This window comes from Variovorax endophyticus, from assembly GCF_025376855.1.
Lineage (GTDB): Bacteria > Pseudomonadota > Gammaproteobacteria > Burkholderiales > Burkholderiaceae_C > Variovorax.
In genome coordinates this window covers 184,818-205,911 of the sequence record NZ_JAHUTH010000002.1, presented here as the reverse complement: position 1 = coordinate 205,911, position 21,094 = coordinate 184,818, and the positions used below count along the sequence as shown (strand labels likewise).

17 protein-coding genes are annotated in these 21,094 nt (G+C 70.8%); 10 read left to right on the top strand and 7 right to left on the bottom strand.

Annotated features, from left to right (window positions below; translation table 11 throughout):
- The first annotated feature begins 211 nt into the window (after positions 1-211).
- On the top strand, positions 212-1,570 hold the full coding sequence (locus KV106_RS03690; protein ID WP_261206158.1) for an epoxide hydrolase family protein: 1,359 nt from the start codon (positions 212-214) through the stop codon (positions 1,568-1,570).
- 16 nt (positions 1,571-1,586) lie between these two features.
- Here the strand turns inward: KV106_RS03690 and KV106_RS03685 are convergent, their stop codons facing one another.
- Positions 1,587-2,822, bottom strand: a complete 1,236-nt coding sequence (locus KV106_RS03685; RefSeq protein WP_261206157.1) for an amidohydrolase — start codon at positions 2,820-2,822, stop codon at positions 1,587-1,589.
- Positions 2,823-3,077: 255 nt separating this feature from the next.
- On the opposite strand from KV106_RS03685, the gene KV106_RS03680 reads away from it, so the two are divergent.
- From KV106_RS03680 to KV106_RS03660, 5 genes are all read left to right on the top strand, one after another.
- A complete protein-coding gene (locus KV106_RS03680) occupies positions 3,078-3,833 on the top strand; it encodes an SDR family oxidoreductase (RefSeq protein ID WP_261206156.1) in 756 nt (251 codons plus the stop codon).
- Positions 3,834-3,873: 40 nt separating this feature from the next.
- The gene (locus KV106_RS03675) at positions 3,874-5,538 is read left to right on the top strand and encodes an MFS transporter (protein ID WP_261206155.1); all 1,665 of its coding nucleotides are present in this window, start codon (positions 3,874-3,876) and stop codon (positions 5,536-5,538) included.
- 32 nt (positions 5,539-5,570) lie between these two features.
- Positions 5,571-6,539, top strand: a complete 969-nt coding sequence (locus tag KV106_RS03670; protein ID WP_261206154.1) for a LysR family transcriptional regulator — start codon at positions 5,571-5,573, stop codon at positions 6,537-6,539.
- 140 nt (positions 6,540-6,679) lie between these two features.
- Positions 6,680-7,591 (top strand): alpha/beta fold hydrolase, encoded by a 912-nt coding sequence (locus KV106_RS03665; protein WP_261206153.1) that lies wholly within the window; start codon positions 6,680-6,682, stop codon positions 7,589-7,591.
- Complete coding sequence (locus tag KV106_RS03660) at positions 7,591-8,919, top strand: aminotransferase class III-fold pyridoxal phosphate-dependent enzyme (RefSeq protein WP_261206152.1); 1,329 nt, start codon at positions 7,591-7,593, stop codon at positions 8,917-8,919. Before KV106_RS03665 ends, KV106_RS03660 begins: the two co-directional genes overlap by 1 nt.
- A 10-nt stretch (positions 8,920-8,929) precedes the next feature.
- Here the strand turns inward: KV106_RS03660 and KV106_RS03655 are convergent, their stop codons facing one another.
- Positions 8,930-10,219, bottom strand: coding sequence for a phospholipase D-like domain-containing protein (locus KV106_RS03655; RefSeq protein WP_261206150.1), 1,290 nt, complete (start codon positions 10,217-10,219; stop codon positions 8,930-8,932).
- Between the two features lie 116 nt (positions 10,220-10,335).
- On the opposite strand from KV106_RS03655, the gene KV106_RS03650 reads away from it, so the two are divergent.
- The 3 genes from KV106_RS03650 to KV106_RS03640 all read left to right on the top strand — a co-directional run bounded on the left by KV106_RS03650 (position 10,336) and on the right by KV106_RS03640 (position 14,267).
- A complete protein-coding gene (locus KV106_RS03650) occupies positions 10,336-12,864 on the top strand; it encodes an excinuclease ABC subunit UvrA (protein WP_261206148.1) in 2,529 nt (842 codons plus the stop codon).
- A 75-nt stretch (positions 12,865-12,939) separates the two neighbouring features.
- Positions 12,940-14,007: an RNA methyltransferase gene (locus KV106_RS03645; protein ID WP_261206147.1), complete on the top strand. Its 1,068-nt coding sequence runs from the start codon at positions 12,940-12,942 to the stop codon at positions 14,005-14,007.
- Entirely contained in the window at positions 13,986-14,267 is a 282-nt protein-coding gene (locus KV106_RS03640; protein ID WP_261206146.1) for a ribbon-helix-helix domain-containing protein, read from the top strand. The genes KV106_RS03645 and KV106_RS03640 overlap by 22 nt, the downstream gene beginning before the upstream one ends.
- A gap of 116 nt (positions 14,268-14,383) precedes the next feature.
- On the opposite strand, the gene KV106_RS03635 is transcribed toward KV106_RS03640, so the two are convergent.
- Both KV106_RS03635 and KV106_RS03630 read right to left on the bottom strand, forming a co-directional pair.
- Positions 14,384-15,100 carry an alpha/beta hydrolase gene (locus KV106_RS03635; protein ID WP_261206145.1) on the bottom strand — a complete coding sequence of 239 codons (717 nt, stop codon included), beginning with the start codon at positions 15,098-15,100 and terminating at the stop codon, positions 14,384-14,386.
- Positions 15,097-16,758, bottom strand: a complete 1,662-nt coding sequence (locus KV106_RS03630) for an ATP-binding protein (RefSeq protein ID WP_261206144.1) — start codon at positions 16,756-16,758, stop codon at positions 15,097-15,099. Before KV106_RS03630 ends, KV106_RS03635 begins: the two co-directional genes overlap by 4 nt.
- Before the next feature lie 134 nt (positions 16,759-16,892).
- Between KV106_RS03630 and KV106_RS03625 the strand changes: the two genes are divergently transcribed.
- Positions 16,893-17,525 carry an ankyrin repeat domain-containing protein gene (locus KV106_RS03625; protein ID WP_261206143.1) on the top strand — a complete coding sequence of 211 codons (633 nt, stop codon included), beginning with the start codon at positions 16,893-16,895 and terminating at the stop codon, positions 17,523-17,525.
- Between the two features lie 15 nt (positions 17,526-17,540).
- On the opposite strand, the gene KV106_RS03620 is transcribed toward KV106_RS03625, so the two are convergent.
- The 3 genes from KV106_RS03620 to pdxR all read right to left on the bottom strand — a co-directional run bounded on the left by KV106_RS03620 (position 17,541) and on the right by pdxR (position 21,029).
- Positions 17,541-18,668: a hypothetical protein gene (locus KV106_RS03620; protein ID WP_261206142.1), complete on the bottom strand. Its 1,128-nt coding sequence runs from the start codon at positions 18,666-18,668 to the stop codon at positions 17,541-17,543.
- Positions 18,669-18,690: 22 nt separating this feature from the next.
- The gene (locus tag KV106_RS03615; protein WP_261206141.1) at positions 18,691-19,440 is read right to left on the bottom strand and encodes an extensin-like domain-containing protein; all 750 of its coding nucleotides are present in this window, start codon (positions 19,438-19,440) and stop codon (positions 18,691-18,693) included.
- A 113-nt stretch (positions 19,441-19,553) separates the two neighbouring features.
- Entirely contained in the window at positions 19,554-21,029 is a 1,476-nt protein-coding gene (pdxR, locus tag KV106_RS03610) for a MocR-like pyridoxine biosynthesis transcription factor PdxR (RefSeq protein ID WP_261206140.1), read from the bottom strand.
- Positions 21,030-21,094 lie beyond the last annotated feature (65 nt).

Genomic DNA, 21,094 nt, shown 5'->3' with positions numbered 1-21,094 from the left:
GCGTGGGCCCCGTGTGCGCCCACTCTAGCGAAGACGCGGTGTGCCCGCGCGCCAGTCGTGTATTGGGCCGCGCGTGCAACGTAGTGTGTGGATTTTTCGCGCGGATACACAGGCATACGCGATCCGCCGCGCGGCGGCATGGCGCTCGAAGAATGCGCTCCAGCCCCGGGACAGGGGCCACGCGACTTCATCCAATCCAGAGGAACATCCCATGCACAAGACCACTGACAAGACCGCGAGCCTGGCCACGCGCCGCGGCTTCTTCGCCACCTCCGCCGTGGCCGGCGCCGCGGGCTTCAGCCTGCTCTCGGGCACCGAGCTGGCACGGGCGGCCGGCAGTCCCGAGGCCGATGCGCAAGCGGCAGCGGCCTATCCGCCGAAGCCGCGCGCGCCCACGGGCGACACGGCGGTGCGCCCGTTCCGCGTCCACGTGCCCGAGGCCGTGCTGGCCGACCTGCGCCGTCGCGTGAAGGCCACGCGCTGGCCCGACCGCGAAACCGTGAGCGACCTGTCGCAGGGCGTGAGGCTCGAGAAACTGCAGCCGCTGGTTCGGTACTGGGGCAGCGGCTACGACTGGCGCAAGGCCGAGGCGCGGCTCAATGCCTTGCCGCAGTTCATCACCGAGATCGACGGCCTCGACATCCACTTCATCCACGTGAAGTCGCGCCATCCCGATGCGCTGCCGCTGGTCATGACCCATGGCTGGCCCGGCTCGGTGATGGAACTGCTCAAGACCATCGACCCGCTCGTCAACCCCACCGCCCATGGCGGCCGCGCGGAGGATGCCTTCCACCTCGTGCTGCCCTCGATGCCCGGCTACGGCTTCTCGGCTAAGCCGCGCAGCACCGGCTGGGGCCCCGACCGCATCGGCCGCGCCTGGGACGTGCTGATGAAGCGGCTGGGCTACCCGCGCTACGTGTCGCAGGGCGGCGACTGGGGCTCGGTCATCTCGGACAGCATGGCGCGCCAGAAGCTGCCGGGCCTGCTCGGCATCCACGTCAACATGCCGGCCAGCGTGCCGCCGCAGGTGGCGCGGGCGCTCAACAACGGCGACCCCGCGCCCGCCGGCCTCGACGACAAGGAGAAGGCGGCCTTCGATGCGCTGAACTTCCTCTACAGGAAGGGTGGCGGCTATGCCGCGCTGATGGTGACGCGGCCGCAGACCCTGGGCTATGCGCTCGAGGACTCGCCCGCGGGCCTGGCCGCCTTCTTCTACGACAAGTTCACCGAGTGGACCTACAGCGGCGGCGACGCCGAGAAGTCGCTCACGCGCGACGAGATGCTCGACGACATCACGCTCTATTGGGTGACCAAGACCGCCACCTCGGGCGCCCAGCTCTACTGGGAGAACAACGCCAACAACTTCAACGCCGTCGACATCTCGATCCCGGCCGCGGTGACCGTGTTTCCGGGCGAGATCTACCGCGCCCCGCGTCAGTGGGTCGAGGCGGCGTACCACAACCTGATCTACTTCAACGAGGTCGACAAGGGCGGGCACTTCGCCGCCTGGGAGCAGCCGGCGCTGTTCAGCGCGGAGTTGCGCGCGGCGTTCCGGTCGCTGCGCGGTTGAAGGGCGTCTCGCGGTTTCATGCCGCGAGCGCTTCGCGTGCGATCGTCGCCAGCAGCGCCGCGCCGATCGGGAGCACCGCGTCGTTGAAGTCGTAGCGCGGATGGTGCAGGCCCGGCACGTCCTCGCCGACGCCGAGCCAGAAATAGGCACCGGGACGCTCGTTCAGCATGAAGGAGAAATCCTCCGAGGCCATGCTGGGCAGCACGCCCGTGAAAACGCGCGCCGCGCCCAGCAGACCGGTCGCGGCGCGCCGCACGAGCTCGGCGCAGGGCGGCGCGTTCACCGTCGGCGGCAGGAACGGCAGGTAGCGCACGTCCGCCCGGGTACCGAACGCGCTGGCGCAATCCCCCGCGATTTCCGCGACTCGCTTGCGCAGCGTCTCGCCCGCGGGCACGTCGAACCATTTCGCGATGCCGGCGATGTCCGCATGGGGCGGCACCGTCACGCTCTGGGTGGGAACGCCGTGCGCGATGGCGCCGCCGGCCTGCAGCGAATGCACGGTGAGGACCGCGCTCAGCGCGGGATCGAGGTTGCGGCTCACCACGGTCTGGAGCGCCGCGACCACGGCGCAGGCGGCCACGACCGGGTCGGCCGTGCGATGCGGCATCGCGCCATGTCCGCCGACACCCTCGATGCGGAGCCAGAAGTCGTCGCGTGCCGCCATCATCGCGCCGGAGTTGACGGCCACCGTGCCCGCCGGCAGCGAGGGCCAGTTGTGGAGCGCATAGACCGCGTCGCAGGGGAAGCGTTCGAACAGGCCGTCCTCGATCATCACGCGCGCACCCGCATGTCCTTCCTCGCCGGGCTGGAAGATGAAGTGTACGGTGCCGCCGAAGTCGCGCGTGTGCGCCAGATGGCGCGCGGCGCCCAGCAGCATCGTCACGTGCCCGTCGTGGCCGCAGCCATGCATCAGGCCCGCATGCACGGAGCGGTGCGCGCAATCGCCTTCCTCCTGCACCGGCAAGGCGTCCATGTCGGCGCGCAGGCCGACGGACTTCGAGGAAGAGCCGGCTTGCCGGCCGCGCAGCACCCCGACCACGCCGGTGCGGCCGACGCCGGTGTGCACCTCGTCGAGGCCGAAGCCTTGCAGCGCCTCGGCCACGCGCGCCGCGGTGCGCCGTTCCTCGAAGCCCAGCTCGGGGTGCGCATGCAGATCGCGGCGGAAGGCCGAGAGGAAGGGGTGGAAGTCCGAGATGGCGCGCAGGGTGCCGTCGTTGGTGTTGCCGCCGGGCGTGGGAAGAACGAGGCTCATCGGGTGGCGCTCCTGAATTGCGATGCGTCCCATCGTAGGAACGGCGGGCACCCGCGTCCAAGACCGCCTACGTCCGCTTCCAGATGCGCAGCCTATGAAGGCGACGGTGCGGATGCGCGCATGTAGGCGCTGCATATAGTTTCTGACGCCAACGCTATTGGACGCATTTCGGCAAAAGCCTTCTCATTCCGCGGCAGTTCGCAGCAGGCACCCCGCCCGCTGTTTTCACCCACGCAACACAGGAATGGAGAAGACATGCCTTCAACCCACAAGGTCGCCATCGTGACCGGCGGCGGCCGCGGCATCGGCGCGGCGATCGCGCGCCAACTGGCAAGGGACGGCCATGAGGTCGTCGTCAACTACGCGGGCGATGCGGCGAGCGCCCGCGCCGTGGTCGCCGACATCGAGTCGCGGGGCGGCCGCGCCATCGCGCTGCAGGCCGACGTCTCGAAGGAGGAGGAGGTGCTGCGGCTGTTCCGCGAGACCGATGCGCAGCTCGGCGTGCCGACGGTGCTCGTCAACAACGGCGGCATCACCGGCGGCTTCTCGCGCGTGGACGAGGCGGACGCGCGCATGCTCAAACAGGTGTTCGGCGTCAATGTCGTGGGCGCGTTCCTGTGCTGCCGCGAGGCGGTGCGGCGCATGTCGATCCGCCACGGCGGGCGCGGCGGCGCGATCGTCAACGTGTCCTCGCGCGCCGCGGAGATCGGCGGCGGTGGCGAGTGGGTGCACTACGCGGCGACCAAGGGCGCGCTGAACACGCTGACCACCGGCCTCGCGCGCGAAGTCGCGCTCGAGGGCATCCGCGTCAACGCCGTGGCCGCGGGCCTGATCGAGACCGAACTCCATGCGGCCGCCGGCAAGCCCGACCGCGCCGCGCGCATGGCGCCGGGCATTCCGATGGGCCGCGCGGGCCTGCCCGAGGAGGTTGCGCAGAGCGTCGCCTGGCTGGTGTCGCCCTCGGCCGGCTACGTGACCGCGGCCATCGTGGCCGTCGCCGGCGGGCGCTGAGCCCGCGCTGAACCCCAAGAAAAGAGAACTGGAGACAAGCATGCAAGCATCCGCACGGAATGCATCCGCGACGCCCGCCCACGCGCCGAGCCCCGCCAAGGCCAGGCACGTGGTGATCGCCTCGACCCTGGGTACCGTCTTCGAGTGGTACGACTTCTATCTCTATGGCGCGCTGGCCGCGATCATCGGCAAGAATTTCTTCGCCAGCGCCACGCCGCTGGAGGCCTACATCTTCGGCCTGCTGGCCTTCGGCACCGGCTTCGTGGTGCGGCCTTTCGGCGCGCTGGTGTTCGGGCGGCTCGGCGACATGATCGGGCGCAAGTACACCTTCCTCGCGACCATCCTGATCATGGGCCTCGCGACCTTCGCGGTCGGCCTGCTGCCCACCTATTCGTCGATCGGCAGCTTCGCGCCGGCGATCCTGATCGGGCTGCGCATGCTGCAGGGGCTGGCGATCGGCGGCGAATACGGCGGCGCGGCGGTCTACATCGCCGAGCATGCGCCGCCGGGTCAGCGCGGCGGCTACACCTCGTGGCTGCAGACCGCCTTCATCGTCGGCCTGTGCCTGGCGCTCGGCGTCATCCTGGGCTGCCGGCTCGCGATGTCGCCCGAGGCCTTCGAGACCTGGGGCTGGCGCGTGCCCTTCCTGCTCTCGATGGTGCTGCTGGCGATCTCCGTGTGGATCCGCATGAAGCTGCACGAGTCGCCGGTGTTCGCCGAGATGAAGTCGGCCGGTGCGCTGTCGCGCGCGCCGATCCGCGAGAGCTTCGGCAACTGGCGCAACCTCAAGCTGGTGCTGATCGTGCTGTTCGGCTTGCAGGCGGGGCAGGCTGTGGTCACCAACGCGGGGCCGATCTACTCGTCGCTGTTCCTGGTGAATACGTTGCGTGTCGATCCCGTCACCGCGACCACGCTGTCGACCATTGGCCTGCTGCTGGGCGCGCCCTTCTACGTGATCTTCGGCTACCTCAGCGACCGCATCGGACGCAAGCCGATCGTGCTCGCGTCGCTGGTGCTCGGGGCCGTGTCGCTGTTCCCGGTCTACCACGGGCTCACGCACTTCGCCAATCCGGCGCTCGAGGCCGCGCAGGCGCGCTCGCCCGTGGTGGTGGCGGCCGATCCGGCGCGCTGCTCGTTCCAGTTCAACCCGGTCGGCACCTCGAAGTTCACCTCGAGCTGCGACGTGGCGAAGAGCGCGCTGGTGCGGCGTGGCATTCCCTACAGCAACGAGGCCGCGGCGCCGGGCACGACGGCGGTGGTGCGCATCGGCACGCTGTCGCTGCCGGCCTACGACGGCGCGGCCGCCGACGCGAAGGAGCGCGCGGCCGCCTTCGACCAGGCGCTGGGCAAAGCGCTGGAGGACGCCGGCTATCGTGCCAGCGCCGATCCCGCGCAGATCAACCACCTCATGATCGTGCTCATCATCGTCTACCTGCAGCTGCTCACCGGCATGGCTTTCGGCCCCATGGCCGCGATGCTGGTCGAGATGTTCCCGGCGCGCATCCGCTACACCTCGATGTCCTTGCCCTATCACATCGGCAACGGCTGGATCGGCGGCCTGCTGCCCGCGACAGTCGTCGCCATCCAGGCCGCCACGGGCAGCATCTTCGACGGGCTTTGGTACCCTGTGCTGATCGCGGGCGCGGGGTTCGTGCTGTGCTGGCTGTTCGTCCCGGAGACCCGGGACCGGCCGCTCGACAGCTGAGCCGCCGACGGCGCACCGCGCAGGAGCACGCAATGCGCGACCACCCGCCCGCCCCATCGAACGACGACGATTCGCGACCCGCGCATTCGGGCGGGCCGTCCGCGCGCCTGGAGATCCGGCACCTGCGCTACTTCCGCGCGGTGGCCGAGGAACTGAGCTTCACGCGCGCGGCGGACCGGCTGCACATCGCGCAGCCGCCGCTGAGCCAGCAGATCCGCCAGCTCGAGGAGGAGCTGGGCGTGCAGCTCATCGACCGCGACAACCGGCCGGTGCGGCTCACCGAGGCGGGCACGCTGCTGCTCGAGCGCGCGGTCGCGATCATGTCGCAGTTCGATGCCGCGGTGGACGATGTGCGGCGCATCGGCCGCGGCCACAGCGGAAAACTGGCGATCGGCTTCGCGGGCTCGGCCATGTACAGCGTGCTGCCCGATGTGCTCAACGCGTTTCGCGACCGCTATCCCGAGGTCGAGCTGTCTTTCAGCGAGCTGCTCGCGGCCGAGATCGCCGAGGCGCTGTCGCGGCGTTCGATCGACGTCGGCTTCTCGCGCCCCGGGCTGCCGCCCGATCCGTCGATCGAGCAGCGGCTGCTGATCACCGAGCCCCTGATGGCCGCGGTGCCGACGCGGCATCCGCTGGCCGCGCGGGCCACCATTCCCGTGGAGGAGCTGCATGGCCAGGCCGCCGTGCTCTATCCGCGTCACCCGCGGCCCAGCCTGACCGACCTGATCCTTCATGCGCTCGGCGAGCGCGGCATCGTGCTCGAACTCAAGGAGGGCGCGCGCAACATGCAGACCGCGCTGGGCCTGGTCGCGGCCGGCGCCGGCATCAGCTTCGTGCCCGCCAGCGTCTGCGGGCACGGACGCAGCGGCGTGCGCTTCGTGGGCATCGAGCCGCAGGTGCTGACTTCGCCGATGACCGTGGTCTGGCGCAGGGACCACGCCTCGGTCGCGCTGAGGAACTTCCTGCAGATCGTCGAGACGACGGGCCCGGCGCCGGGCTGAGCCGAGGTGCGCGGGGCGCGCCAGACGCCGCGCCTCTGCCAGCGTATCGCGTCGGTATTGGACGCTGCGCGGGGCCATTCCTAAAGTTCATCGCACCGCTTCGAAGCGGTGCCTTTTCACAGATGAACCACAGGAACACCATGTCTGCACTAGATGACGCCATGCGCGACGCCGCCGCTTCCGGCATCCGATTCGATCACGTACCGGCCAACGGCCTGAACATGCACTATGCGCGCGTCGGCCAGGGCGCGCCGCTCGTGCTGCTGCACGGCTGGCCCGAGTTCTGGATGGTGTACCGGCCGCTCATGGAGCTGCTGAAGAACGATTTCGAACTCATCGTTCCCGACCTGCGCGGCTGCGGCTTCACCGGCAAGCCCACGTCCGGGCCCGATGCCAACGCCAACGCCGCGACGCACGCCGAGGACATCGCCGAATTCACGCGGCGCCTCGGCCTCGACCGCTTCGGCATGGTGGGCGGCGACCTCGGCGCCTACGTGCTGCAGGCCTTCAGCCAGGCGCACGGCGATCGGCTTAAGGGCGCGTTCTATTTCTGTACCCCGTATCCCGGCCTCGGTTCGCGCTACGGGCAGCCCGACCACCTGATCGAGGTCTGGTACCAGTACTTCCAGCAGCTGCCATGGGCCGCGAAGCTGGTCGGCGCATCGCGCGAGAGCTGCAGGCTCTACATGTCGCACTTCCTCGATCACTGGTCGGGCGACAACCCCGAGGTGTTCGCCGACATGATCGAAATCTACGTCGACATGTTCATGCGCAACGACAACATCCAGGGCGGCTTCGACTGGTACCTGAGCTCGGCCACCAACCGCCGCAAGTGGCTCGACGGCACCTTGCCGCCACCTCCGCGCATCACGGTGCCCTCGCGCTTCCTCTGGGGGCGACGCGATCCCTTGATCCGCCCCGAGTGGTCGGACCGCCTGGGCGACTACTTCGCCGACTTCAGCATCGACTTCGCCGATGCCGGGCACTTCGTGCACCGCGAGGCGCCCGCGGTCTGCGCGCGCGAGATCAAGGCCTTCTTCGAGGGCCGGTGATGGCCGCCATGCCGGGCGAGGCGGCCGCGCGCTTCATGACGCCGTGGTCGCGCCAGGGGCAGCGGCCCGGTCCCGTCTTCGTCGGCGGGGCTGGCGTCCACCTGCACACGGCCGATGGCGCGCGCTGCCTGGACCTGTCGAGCGGCCTCATGTGCGCCAACCTGGGCCACGGCCATCCGATGGTGATCGAGGCGATAAGGCGCCAGGCCGAGTCGCTGTGCTTCGTGTCGCCCACGCTGCGCAGCGACATCCGCGAGGTCTTCTCCGAGCGCCTGTGCGCACGGGCGCCCTGGCGCGGCGGCGCGCGCGTGCACTTCACCACCGGCGGCGGCGAGGCCAACGACGACGCGGTGAAGATCGCGCGCCTCGTCACCGGCCGGCTGAAGGTGCTGAGCGCCTACCGCTCCTACCACGGCACCAGCGCCGGCGCGGCCGCGCTCACGGGCGGCAGCCGCCGCTGGGCCAGCGAGCAGGCGGCGCCGGGCGGCATCGCGCGCTTCTTCGCGCCGCACCCCTATCGCAGTCCCTTCCACACCGACGACAGGGCCGAGGAGGTGCGACGCGCGCTGGCGCATCTCGAGCGCGTGATCGAGCAGGAGAACCCCGCCAACATCGCGGCGATCCTGATCGAGCCGGTGCTCGGTTCGGACGGCCTGGTCGCGTACGAGGAGGGCTATCTGGCCGGCGTGCGCGAACTCGCACGGCGCTGCGGCGCGCTGCTGATCCACGACGAGGTCATGTGCGGCTTCGGCCGCGTCGGCGAGATGTTCGCCTCGCGCCGCGTCGGCGTCGCGCCCGACATGCTGAGCTTCGCCAAGGGCGTCACGGGCGCCTGCATGCCGCTGGGCGGCGTGCTGATGCGAGAGGAGATCGCCGAAGCCTTCGATCATCGGCCCTTTCCGTTCGGCCACACCTATTCGGGCCACCCGGTCTGCATGGCGGCGGGGCTTGGCGCGCTGCGCGCCTACGAGACCGAAGGCCTCTTTACGCGAGGACGCGAGATCGAAGCCTGGCTCCGGCAAGGCCTGGACCACATCCGCGAACGCAGCGCCATCGTGGGCGACGTGCGCGGCATCGGTGCCTTCTTCGGCATCGAGCTCGTGCGCGACCGCGAGACGCGCGAGCCGCTGGTCGCGTGGCAGGGCGCGGATCAGCGCTTGATGGAGGACTTCCAGTCCGACCTGCTGGCGCGCGGCGTGTGGCTGTACGTCAAGTACAACCTGTGCGTGGTGGCGCCGCCGCTGACCATCTCCCAGGCCGATCTGATGCAAGGGCTCGCCATCGTCTCGGAGGCGTTGCAGGCCCTCGAGGCCAGGGTGTCGGCATAGGGCCGGCCGCTCAGAGCTGCGGCGACAGCACCGCCGCCAGATGCTCCCAGGCCTTTTCGAGCAACGGCCGTTCCTTCCAGCCCTCGTAGCTCAACCGCTTCGACTGCGCGAGGTCGGCCTCGAACTGCACGGTCTGCGCCGCGGCGAAGGCCTCGTCGTAGATGTTGAGGTTGGCCTCGTCGTTGAGCCGGAACGAGCGGTTGTCGAAGTTGGTCGAGCCCACCGACACCAGCAGGCCGTCGACCAGGAAGACCTTGCAGTGGTACATGGTGGGCTGGTACTCGCTGATCTGGGCGCCGGCCTCGAGCAGCGGGCCCCAGGCGGCGCGCGAGGCGCGGCGCACGGTCTGCGAATCGATGATCGGTCCCGGCGTGACGATGCGCACGCGCACGCCGCGATGCAGCGCCGCGACCAGCGCGCCCACGGTGAGGTCGTCGGGCACGAAGTAGGCGCTCGAGAGGTCGATGGTCTTCGTGGCCGCGGCGATCGAGAGCAGGTACATCAGGTGCATGCTCTCGCTGCCGCCCGAGGGCGAACTGCTGAACATCTGCGCGCGGCCGTTGCCCACCGGCGGCAGCGGCGGGAAATAGCGCTCGCCGTGGAGCACGTCGCCCGAGACCTTGATCCAGTTGTCCATGAAGACCGCCTGCATCTGCGCCACCACCGGGCCCTCGACCTGGTAGTGCGAGTCGCGCCAGTGCGCCGGGTCCTGCGCGTTGCCGGTCCATTCGGGCGCGATGCCCACGCCGCCCGTGAAGCCGATGCGGCCGTCGACCACCAGCAGCTTGCGGTGGGTGCGGTTGTTCATGCGCGCGATGTCGTACCAGCTCGGCTTGTGGAACTTGCGGATCTCCACGCCCGCTGTCTCCATCTCGCGGATGAAGTCCGCGTCGACCTTCGCGCTGCCGACCCAGTCGAGCAGCACGTGCACCTTGACGCCGGCGCGCGCGCGTTCCGACAGCGCATCGGCGAAGGCGCGGCCGATGTCGCCCGACCAGTAGATGTAGGTCTCGAAGGTGATGCTGTGCTTCGCGGCGCGGATCGCCGCGAGCATCGGCGGAAAGATCCGGTCGCCGTTCTGGAAGGCCTCGAAGCGGTTGCCGTCGGCGATCGGCGGGCCGAGCAGGGCGCCGAGCGCGCGCTGGTACTGGGGATCGTGCAGCGCGTATTCGCGGCGCACCTGTTCGTCGAGCTTCTTCTCGCCGCTCGTGAGGTTGAGCACGAGCAGGGTGGCGGCGAGCGTCAGGACGAAGGTCCAGGCGATGGCTTTCCAGGGCTTGCGGGGGGCAGAGACAGGCATGCCTTATCGTGCCGGCCTTTGCCCGCGCCGAATCGAGGTCGCGCCCTTGTCCTGCAAGGCGCCGCTGCGATGTCTGCCATCAATATCGGCCTGCGGCGCCAGCCCCCGCGAACACCATGCCCCAACAACCCAAAACCCTGCCCGACCCGGCCTCCCACCGCTTCGTCTCCGTGCGCGGCGCGCGCGAGCACAACCTGCGCAACGTCGACGTCGACATTCCGCGCGATGCCCTCGTGGTCTTCAGCGGCATCTCGGGTTCCGGCAAGTCCTCGCTGGCCTTCGGCACGCTGTATGCCGAGGCGCAGCGGCGCTACCTCGAATCGGTGGCACCCTATGCGCGGCGGCTGATCGACCAGGTCGGCGTGCCGGCGGTCGATGCCATCGACGGGCTGCCGCCGGCCGTGGCCTTGCAGCAGCAGCGCGGCACGCCGGGCACGCGCTCCTCGGTGGGCAGCGTGACCACGCTGTCGAATCTGTTGCGCATGCTCTATTCGCGCGCGGGCGACTACCCGGCGCGCCAAGCGATGCTGCACGCGGAGGACTTCTCGCCGAACACGCCCCAGGGTGCCTGCCCCGTCTGCCACGGTCTGGGCCGGGTGTTCGAGGTGACCGAGCGCGCGATGGTGCCCGACGACAGCCTCACGATCCGCGAGCGCGCGGTGGCCGCCTGGCCCTCGGCCTGGCAGGGGCAGAACCTGCGCGACATCCTCGTCACGCTGGGCATCGACGTCGACACGCCGTGGCGCACGCTGCCGAAGAAGACGCGCGACTGGATCCTGTTCACCGAGGAGCAGCCGACGGTGCCGGTCTACGCGGGCTTCACGCCGGCCGAGACGCGTGCAGCGCTGCGCCGCAAGCTCGAGCCCAGCTACCAGGGCACCTTCATGGGCGCGCGCAAGTACGTGCTCCACACCTTCGCCACCACGCAGAGCGCGCTGATGAAGAACCGCGTCTCGCGCTTCATGTCGGGCGCGTCGTGTCCCGCCTGCCAGGGAAAGCGACTGAAGGCCGAGGCGTTGTCGGTGCGTTTCGCGGGGCTCGACATCGGGCAGATCTCGCACCTCACGCTGGGCGCGCTGGCGCAGGTGCTGCGGCCGGCCGCGCGTGGCGAGGCGCATGGCAAGGTGGCGCCGTCGGCCGAGAAACGCATCGTGGCGCAGCGCATCGCGCAGGACGCGCTGGCGCGGCTCGCGACGCTGCTGGGCCTCGGGCTGGGCTATCTCTCGCTCGACCGCAGCACGCCCACGCTGTCGCCGGGCGAGCTGCAGCGGCTGCGGCTCGCGACGCAGATCCGTTCCAAGCTGTTCGGCGTGGTGTACGTGCTCGACGAGCCCTCGGCCGGCCTGCACCCGGCCGACGCCGAGGCGCTGGTCGACGCGCTCGATGCACTCAAGCGCGCGGGCAACTCGCTGTTCGTGGTCGAGCACGATCTGGACCTGATGCGCCGCGCCGACTGGCTGGTCGATGTCGGGCCCGGCGCGGGCGAGAAGGGCGGCGAGGTGCTCTACAGCGGGCCGCCCGCCGGATTGCGCGACGTGGCGGCTTCCCGCACGGCCGCCTACCTGTTCGCACCCGAGGCGGCCGGCGATGCGGGCCGGCCGCCGCGTTCGGCGCGGGGCTGGCTGCGGCTCGAAGGCGTCACGCGCAACAACCTCGAGGCGGTCGATGCGGCTTTTCCGATCGGCGCGATGACCGCGGTCACCGGCGTTTCGGGGTCGGGCAAGTCCAGCCTCGTGAGCCAGGCGCTGGTGCAGCTGGTGGCGGCGCACCTGGGCCACGAGGCGCCGGCCGACGAAGAGCCGGGCGAGGGCGAGCCCTCGCTCGCCCAGGAGACGCAGGGCCGCATCGTCGAGGGCCTGGACCGGATCCGGCGGCTGGTGCGGGTCGACCAGAAGCCGATCGGCCGCACGCCGCGTTCGAACCTCGCGACCTACACCGGGCTGTTCGACCACGTGCGCAAGCTGTTCGCGCAGACCCGCGCCGCGAAGGCGCGCCGCTTCGATGCCGGCCAGTTCTCGTTCAACGTCGCCAAGGGCCGCTGCCCGACCTGCGAGGGCGAGGGCTTCGTCAGCGTCGAGCTGCTGTTCATGCCCAGCGTCTACGCCCCCTGCCCGCAGTGCGGCGGCTCGCGCTTCGACGCGGCGACGCTGAAGGTGCGGCTGCGCGACAAGAGCATCGCCGACGTGCTCGCGATGACGGTGGACGAGGCGCATGCCTTCTTCGTGGACGACGCCCCCATCGAGCGGCCGCTGCGCCTGCTCGCGGCGATCGGCCTGGGCTACCTGCGCCTGGGCCAGCCGGCCACCGAGCTGTCGGGTGGCGAGGCCCAGCGCATCAAGCTCGCGACCGAGCTGCAGCGCGCGCAGCGCGGCGACGCGCTCTATGTGCTCGACGAGCCGACCACCGGGCTGCATCCGTCGGACGTGGACCGGCTGATGGCGCAGCTCGACGAGCTCGTCGACGCGGGCAACATGGTGGTGCTGGTCGAGCACGAGATGCGCGTGGTGGCGCGCTGCGACTGGGTCATCGACATGGGCCCGGGCGCGGGCGGCGAGGGCGGGCGCGTGGTGGCGGCGGGCACGCCGCGCGAGGTCGCGAAGGCCGGCACGCCCACGGCGAAGTACCTCGCGCGGCAGTGGAGCTGAGCGGGCCGCGGCCCGGGTGCACAATCTGGACCCCCGATCCGCGCCGCCGCGCGCGCCGCCTCCCGTTCCAGCCCCATGCGAATCCACGACATCCGACGCCGACTGCGCGAAGCGGGCGCGGGCCCCAGCCATGAGCAGCGCGTGCTGCGGCTGTGGTCCCATGCGCTGCCGCGCGACAGCGGCCGGCGGCTGCCGCACAGCTTCTTTCCGGCCGGGTTGATGGCCGAGTTGCCGGCGATCGAGGCCGAGCTCGCGGGCCTCGCGCGCGTGCATGCGGTGCATCCCGGTGCCGACGGTTCGGAGCGGCTGCTCGTGGCCCTTGCCGACGGCCAGACCGTCGAGAGCGTGCTGCTGCCGCGCGACGGCCTGTGCGTGTCCTCGCAGGTCGGCTGCGCGGTCGGCTGCCAGTTCTGCATGACCGGGCGCGAGGGCCTGCTGCGCCAGGTCGGCAGCGCCGAGATCGTTGCCCAGGTGGCGCTCGCGCGCCTGCGCCGGCCGGTGCGCAAGGTGGTGTTCATGGGCATGGGCGAGCCGGCCCACAACCTCGACAACGTGATGGAGGCGATCGAGCTGCTCGGCACGGTCGGCAACATCGGCCACAAGAACCTGGTGTTCTCCACCGTCGGCGATCCGCGCGTGTTCGAGCGGCTGCTGCAGGAACGCGTGCGGCCCGCGCTCGCGCTGTCGCTGCACACCACGCGCGACGAACTGCGCCGCAAGCTGCTGCCGCGCGCGCCGCGGCTCACGCCCGAGGAACTGGTCGCGGCCGGCGAGCGCTATGCGCGCACCACTGGCTATCCGATCCAGTACCAGTGGACGCTGCTCGAGGGCATCAACGACAGCGAGGAAGAGATCGAGGGGCTGGTGCGGCTGCTGTCGGGCAAGTACGGCGTGCTCAACATGATCCCGTTCAACGCGGTCGACGGCGTGGACTTCCAGCGCCCGGCCTGGGCGCGCTGCCAGCAGATCGCACGCACCCTGCACGAGCGCGGCATCCTGACCAAGCTGCGGAATTCGGCGGGGCAGGACGTGGATGGGGGGTGTGGGCAGTTGCGGGCGCGGGCTGTCGGCACGCAGGTGATGGTTCGCAGTGATCGTAGACCGCGGAAGGAGGCCGACGCGTGCGCGGCACCAAACGAATGACCGTAACGGTGCCCGTCGAGATAGCTGCCACCATCAGGCAGGCGGTGGAGCGCGGAGAGTACGAATCGCCTGGCGAAGTGGTACGAGAAGCTTTGCGTGAATGGAAAGCGCGGCGCTGGTTGGTACTCAATGAGTTTTCCACTCTCAAGGCGGATATCGATCGTGGTCTGGCAGACGCGACCGCTGGTTGCGTCCAGGCCTTCGATACCGATCGCATCGTTGAGCGCGGACGCTTGCTCTTGGCCGCCCGTTCCAGTTGACCGAAAGTCAGCGTCTGCGGGGGCATGCGATCTCGGCTTGATCACGGATCGAGTGTGGATCGATGTCCCGCTGCGAGAAGTCGCGCGGCTTTTGTGCATCTGGAGTTCTTGGGCTCTCAAACCTGCTTCGCTGCCTCCCTGCCCAGAAAGAACTCCACCGCCCGCCCCACCACCCAGGGCACGATCACATGGTCCCCATCGAAGGGCTGCAGCGTGAGGTCGTGCCCGCTCTCGAGCAGCCGCCGGGCGTGCGGATGGGCGCTGGTCTCGATCGGCAGCTGGCTGTCCGAGCGCCCGTGCGCGAGAAAGAAGCGCGGCGTGCCGGCCTGCGCGAAGCTGTTCATGAAGCCGGCCGACAGGCCGATCACGTGGCTCGCCACGTCGCCGTTGGTGAGGCCCAGCGACAGCGCGTAGCTGCCGCCGTCGGAGAAGCCCGCGAACGCGAGCCGCGCGGGGTCGAGCCGGAAATGCCGCGACACGGTGGCCAGCGCGTTGTCGAGCCGCTCGAGGTCGGGGCCATGGCCGCCGACCACGATGTCCCAGGTGGCGTACATCGACTGCGGCGCCAGCAGCAGGAAGCCGCGCGAGCGCGCATGCGCGACGAAGTGCGGCAGCACCCGGTTGGCCTCGCCGCCCGCGCCATGGAACATCACGAGCAGGGGCAGCGGCGCATCGGTGGGCAGGCCCTCGGGCACGACCAGCACCGCGTCGCGGCCCTCGTCGAAACCCAGGTCGTGGCGCCCGGGCGGCAGCGGCTCGTACAGGGGCGCGGCACCGGGCCGGAAGGCCATGCGGCCCGTGAGCGCACCGCCGAACAGGGTGGGATCGATCACGCGTGGCCTCCTTCGGGCGCTGCGGCGGGCGCGATGCCGCGGAACACGGCGCACTGCGCGAAGGACTGCGTCGACAGCGGCAGTTCCTTGCGCCGGCAGTACTTGCTCGTGAGCTTGAGCAGTTCCTTGATGTCGCGGCCGCTGGCGCCTGCGTAGTCGACCACCAGCCGGTCGATCACGGCGGCGGGCAGTTCCACGCCGAGCTGGGCCGACAGCGTGGTCCACAGGCGTCGCGCATCCTCGGGCCCGGGCGGCTGGTAGTCGATCACCGCGATGCAGCGCGAGAGGATGGCCTCGTCGATGTCGCCGACGCGGTTGGTGGTCATGAACAGCAGGCCGCTGAAGTACTCGAGCGTGCGCAGGAACTCGGCCACGATGGCGTTGTGCTGCAGGTCGTTGTCGCGGCGCCGGATGTAGACGTCGGCCTCGTCGAGCAGCAGCACGCAACCCCAGCGCGCGGCGCGCTGCAGGATGCGCGTGAGGCTGGTCTCCACCGAACTCGCCGTCACGCCGAGCTGGCCCGAATGCACGCGGTACAGCGGCTTGCCGACCACTTCGGCGTAGACCTCGGCGGTCAGCGTCTTGCCCAGGCCGGGCGCGCCCTTGCACAGGATGGTGGTGCCGCCCGACTTGCCGGGCACCACGTCCTCGACCAGGAAGTTGCGGTCGGCCGTGAGGATGTCGATCAGGTCGCGGTGCGCCTGCGGCAGCACCAGCCGCTCGCGCAGGCCGGGCTGGTACCGGTACTCCTGCACATGCTGGGCATGGACCCAGATGTTGCGGTGCCAGTCGAGGTGGAACAGGTGCAGGTAGCAGTGCTGGGGAATGCGGTCGAAGCCCTGGGCGATGCCGCTCTCGCGCCAGTGGTGGGGGTCGGCCGCCAGGTCGAAGCGGCGGCGCAGCAGCTCCTCGTCGTTCACGCAGCGCACCGCGGCGGCCTCGGGCAGCCGGTGGCACTCGAGCGCCGCGCGCGGGCCCTCGCCCGCGGTCCACACGCTGCCGCCGACGGTGAACTGCGCGCCGTGCTGCGGCTGCAGCTTGCCGAAGCGCTCGAGCTGCATCTCGTACTCGCGCTTGAACTCCGCGCACTCCTTGTGAAAGCCGTGGTCGGCGAACAGGTCGGCCAGCGTGCGCTGCGGCAACTGCTCCTCGTAGAAGCTCAGGCCCCAGGTCATGCCCGCGAAGCGCAGCCGGGGCTCGGAGGGCGGCTCGCGGCCGGCGGCCTGCAAGGTGTTGGCGAGCAGGCCCACGAGCACGTAGGCATTGCCCTCGGTGGGCTTCACCAGCCGCACCGTGTGGACCAGCCAGGGCAGCAGCACGCCGTCCTTGCCGCGCTGGTAGAGCCAGCCGTCGATGGCGTCGCGCGCCAGCCATTCGGTCAGTGCCGGCACCATCGCCTCGAGGTTCGCGATCGGCTGCAGCTGCGATTCGCCGTTGAGGTTGTCGAGCGCGAGCAGCTGGAACACCAGGTCGCGCGCGCCGTTGCCGAGGCTCAGCTGGTAGAGCAGGTTGAGCGAGCGGCCGTCGAAGTGGCGGCTCGACACGACGCGTATGCCGCTGCAGGCCCCCTGGCCGCCCAGCTGGAGGCCCAGCGGCGACTGCGCGCCGACCTGGCTGCGCAGGACGGCGGCCAGCATCTCCGGTATCTCGAGTTCCACGGTGTCTCCTCGTGTCGCCTGTCCATGCTAGCCCGCAGCGGGCGCCAGGCGATTGACCTGGGTCAAGCCCGTGGGAAGATGGCGGCGGCCATCGCGCCGCCATGGCCCGACGCAGACAAGGAAGGAAAGCGCCCATGTTCCCGCCCTCGAAGACATCGCTGTTCGCCGCCGCGAAGGCCTGGGACGCGGCCTCGGTCCGGACCCAGCTGGCCCAGGCGCCGGCGCTGGTCGGCGCCACCGATCCGCGCGGCCGCGCGGCGATCCACCTGGCCTGCACGGTGAAGGCCGAGGGCGCGCAGCTCGCGGAACCCCATGGGATCAAGACCGTGACCGCGCTGCTCGATGCGGGTGCCGACCTCGAGGCCGTGGTGCCCATGGACGAGGACGAGGGCGACTTCCGCGCCACGCCGATCTGGTACGCGGTGGCGCGCGGCGAGAACCTGCCGCTGGTGAAGTTCCTTGCCAAGCGCGGCGCGAACACGAGCTGGTCGCTGTGGGCCGCTGTGTGGCGCGACGACGCGGCGATGTGCCGCGTGCTGCTCGCGAACAGGCCCGAGCTGAACCTGCGCGCGCACGGCGAAACGCCGCTCTTCTATGCGGCCCGGCTGCAGCGGCTGAAGACCCTGGCGCTGCTGATCGCGGCCGGTGCCGATGCTTCCGTAACCGACGAGCAGGGGCGCGATGCGGTCGATATCGCGCGGGCGCGGCGTCTGCCGAAGGAGTTCATCGAACGGCTCGAGCGGTCGAAGCGATCTCGGCCTGGATAGACCTCCAGGGGACGATCACGCGGGCTCGACGGCCGCGAAGCCGATGCGGGGTGCGGCGATGCGGCCGTTCTCGACCGCGAGCACGAAGCGCAGGGCGTAGCCCTCGACGACGACCTGCACGCCGAGCTTCGCCGTCACGGCCTCGCCGGCGAGCTGCGCGCCGCCCCAGCTCGCCGCGATCTCGCGCGCGGACAGCGCCGCGATCTCCGCGCCCAGCCCGCGTCCCACCGATTCCGAGCGCAGCACGACCGTGTTGAGGCCCTGCTCGTGCCCGTCCATCGACACCTGCAGGCCCGGCAGTGCGAGCAGTCCGTCGCCCAGCCGCAGTTCGCCCGACAAGGCCGTGCGCCCGAGCAGCGTGCGCGCCTGCGCGGTCAGCCCCTGGGCCTGCGAGCCCGGCCCCTGGCGCAGCATCGATTCGGCGAAGGGCCGCAGCCGGAGCTTGCCGCGCTCGGAGATCCACGGGCCGATCAGGCTCTTGCGGCGCTCGAACTCCACGCCCGCGAGCGGCGCCGAGGCGAACTGGTAGAGGTAGCTGCGGCCGTTCGGGGCATCGACGTAGAAGCCGAGCGGGCTCACGCCCATGCGCGAGTCGGGGCCCACGTGCTCGACGGTGGCGTCGTTGAAGTCGACCAGCCCATGGCGGATCGGCACGGTCACGTCGGCATCGAACAGCAGGTGCGCGTCGGTGATGCGGCCGCGCAGGGTGCCGTCGATCTCGCCGAGCGGGCCGAGTTGCCAGGCGTCGGCCGGTGGCGGCAGCGCCGTGCCGTCGGCGGGGTGGGTGGCTTCCCACAGTTGGCGAAACTGCCGCGGCAGCACCAGCGGGCCGTGCAACTTCAGGCCGACGAATTCCGCGTCGCGGGCCTCGATGGCGCCGACGCGCAGCGGCCCGTTCCCGGCATGCACGCGCGCGACCAGTTCGTGCACGGCGATGCGATCGATCTCCAGCACGAGCGCGCCCGTGGCGAGCCGCAGGGCTGTCGCTTCGAGTTGCGCGATCCGCAGTTCGCGCGTGCCGTCCTGGCCCGTGGCCCAGCGCACGCCCTCGAGCGCGAAGCGGTTCGGATCGGCATCGCTGCGCGCGCCGAGTTCCAGGCCCAGCAAGAGGTCGAGGAGGGAGGCGGCGAGGGAGGCGCTCATGGTGGCTTTCTAGCAGACGGGCTCAGCGGCACATCGGAAACCCGCCCGTCTCCAGATGGAAGTGATCGCGGTGCGCCGCGTTGTACTCAGGCCCGAGCACGCCGCGAAAGAACCGGCAGGCGCCCAGATGGGCGTCGTTCAGCAGCGCGGCCGAAGGGTTCGAAGCGTCGGTGTGCCAGTCCCTGCGCACGTTGACGCGGCGCCCGTCCGCGAGGACGAAGCCGGCCACGTCGAAGGCGTCGGCCGTGGCATGCCAGCTGCGCGGCGCGCCGGGCATCGCGCCTTCGCCGCGGTTCACGTTGCGGCAGGCATAGCTGCCGAGGTGGTCGATCGCGGCGACCGGCTGGCCGAAGTGCCGCAGGGCCGCGGGCTGCAGCGCATGGTGCTCCCACATGAAGAAGGACAGCGCCATCGGGCAGCTCAGCGTGGGCGCGCTGCCCAGGCGCACGCCGGCCGAACGCAGGCGCACCGCGTTCTCGAAGCCGCAGCCCGGGCCGGTGACGCGGTCGGGCACGCGCTCGTACTGCATGCCGGTGTCGGCCAGCGCGGCCTGGCAGCGCACCGGATCGCCGCGTGCGCGCGCGAGCTTGTAGGTGGTCAGCCAGTTGGGCGCCGCCCTCACGTCGAGCGGCGCCCAGGGATCGTGGCGCTCGGGCACCTCGATGGCACCTGTGAAGACGGCCACCACGCCGGCGGCGATGGCGACGACCAGCGCGAGGGCCAGGCGGCGTCCGGGGCGGGCGGATCGATCTTGCGCGGGCGGCAGGGGCACGAGGGGCGAAAGCGTTGGATGGCGGAAGCCTCATTGGGACCCGATCGAGCGCGCGGCGCTGTCGGGACGATCGGCCAGCGCGTGTAGGCCGATGCGAACCGGCCGGGCGCCGCTCAAGGCCGGATGCAGTCGAGCAGCACGCGAAACGCCGGCTCGATGTTCGCCTCCTCCACGCAGGCATAGCCCAGCAGCAGCCCACGCCGCCCGTCGCCGCGCCGGTAGTAGCGCGACAGCGGCCGCGAGAGCACGCCGCGCGCCTGCGCCGCTTCCATGATCGCCACGTCGTCGCGGTCCTCGGGCAGCCGCAGCACCAGGTGCAGCCCGGCATTGCTGGCCTGCGGATGCAGATGGTCGGGGCCCAGGTGCTCGCCGATCAGCCCGGCCAGCAGCGCGCGCCGGCGCGCATAGAGCACGCGCATGCGGCGGATGTGGGCGGCGTAGTGGCCCTGGCCGATCAGCTCGGCCAGCGCCACCTGCGTGATGGCGTGGCCCTCGCGGTAGAGGTCGGCATGCGCGGTGCGGAAGTGCGCGGCCAGCGCGCGCGGCAGCACCATGTAGCCCACGCGCAGGCCCGGGAACAGGGTCTTGCTGAAGGTGCCGATGTAGATCACCGGGCTGTCGTCCTCGAGCCCCTGCATCGAGGGAATGGGCCGGCCCGCGAAGCGGAACTCGCTGTCGTAGTCGTCCTCCACGATCCAGCTGCCCGACTGGCGCGCGAAGTCGAGCAGCTCGCGCCGGCGCGCCAGGCTCATCACCGAACCCAGCGGGTACTGGTGCGAAGGCGTGACGAAGATCAGCCGCGGCGCGCTGCCGCCGCGCGGCCAGCCGGCCCCGGGACCGTCGCCCTCGGCCTCCACGCGCAGCGGCCGCACGCGCCAGGCGCCCATCTGCAGCAGCTTGTGGAAGCCCCAGTAGCCGGGCTCCTCGACCCACACGGTGTCGCTCGGGTCGGCCAGCATGCGCAGCGACAGGTCGATGGCCTGGTGCACGCCCTCGGTGATCAGCACCTGGTCGGCATCGCAGCGCACCGCGCGCGCCACGCGCAGGTGCTCGGCCACCGCCTCGCGCAGCGCGGGATGGCCGCCGCCGTGCGAATAGGTCAGCAGCTCGGGCGCGGGATCGCGCCACAGGCGCGCGACGATGCGGCCGAAGGCGCGGTGCGGGAACTGGGTCACGTCGGGCACGCCGGGCATGAAGGCGCCCCACTGGCGCGCCGCGGCCGAGGCATCGTCGACCAGCGCCTGGGCGCGCCGGGCCAGCCGTACCGGCGCGGCGCGGGCCGGCGCGGCGGCGGCGCCGCGGCCGGTGGCGAGCTGGCTCTCGGGCGTGGTCTCGGCCACGAAGGTGCCGCTGCCCACGCGCGAATGCACGTAGCCCTCGGCGCGCAGCTGCTCGTAGGCATGCAGCACGGTGTTGCGCGACATGCCGGTCTCGCGCGCCAGGTCGCGCGAGGCCGGCAGCGCGCTCGAGGGCGGCAGGCTGCCGTCGAGGATGGCGCCGCGCAGGCAGTCGTAGAGCTGGCGGTTGAGCGCGGCACCGGCGGCGGGAGCGATGCGCTGCAGCACCAGGTCGGCGCAGATGGATTTCATGGGTTTTTTGGATTGGCTCCATCCTGATTGCAGGAAGTGGATCTTTTTGATGGAGCCAATTGCGC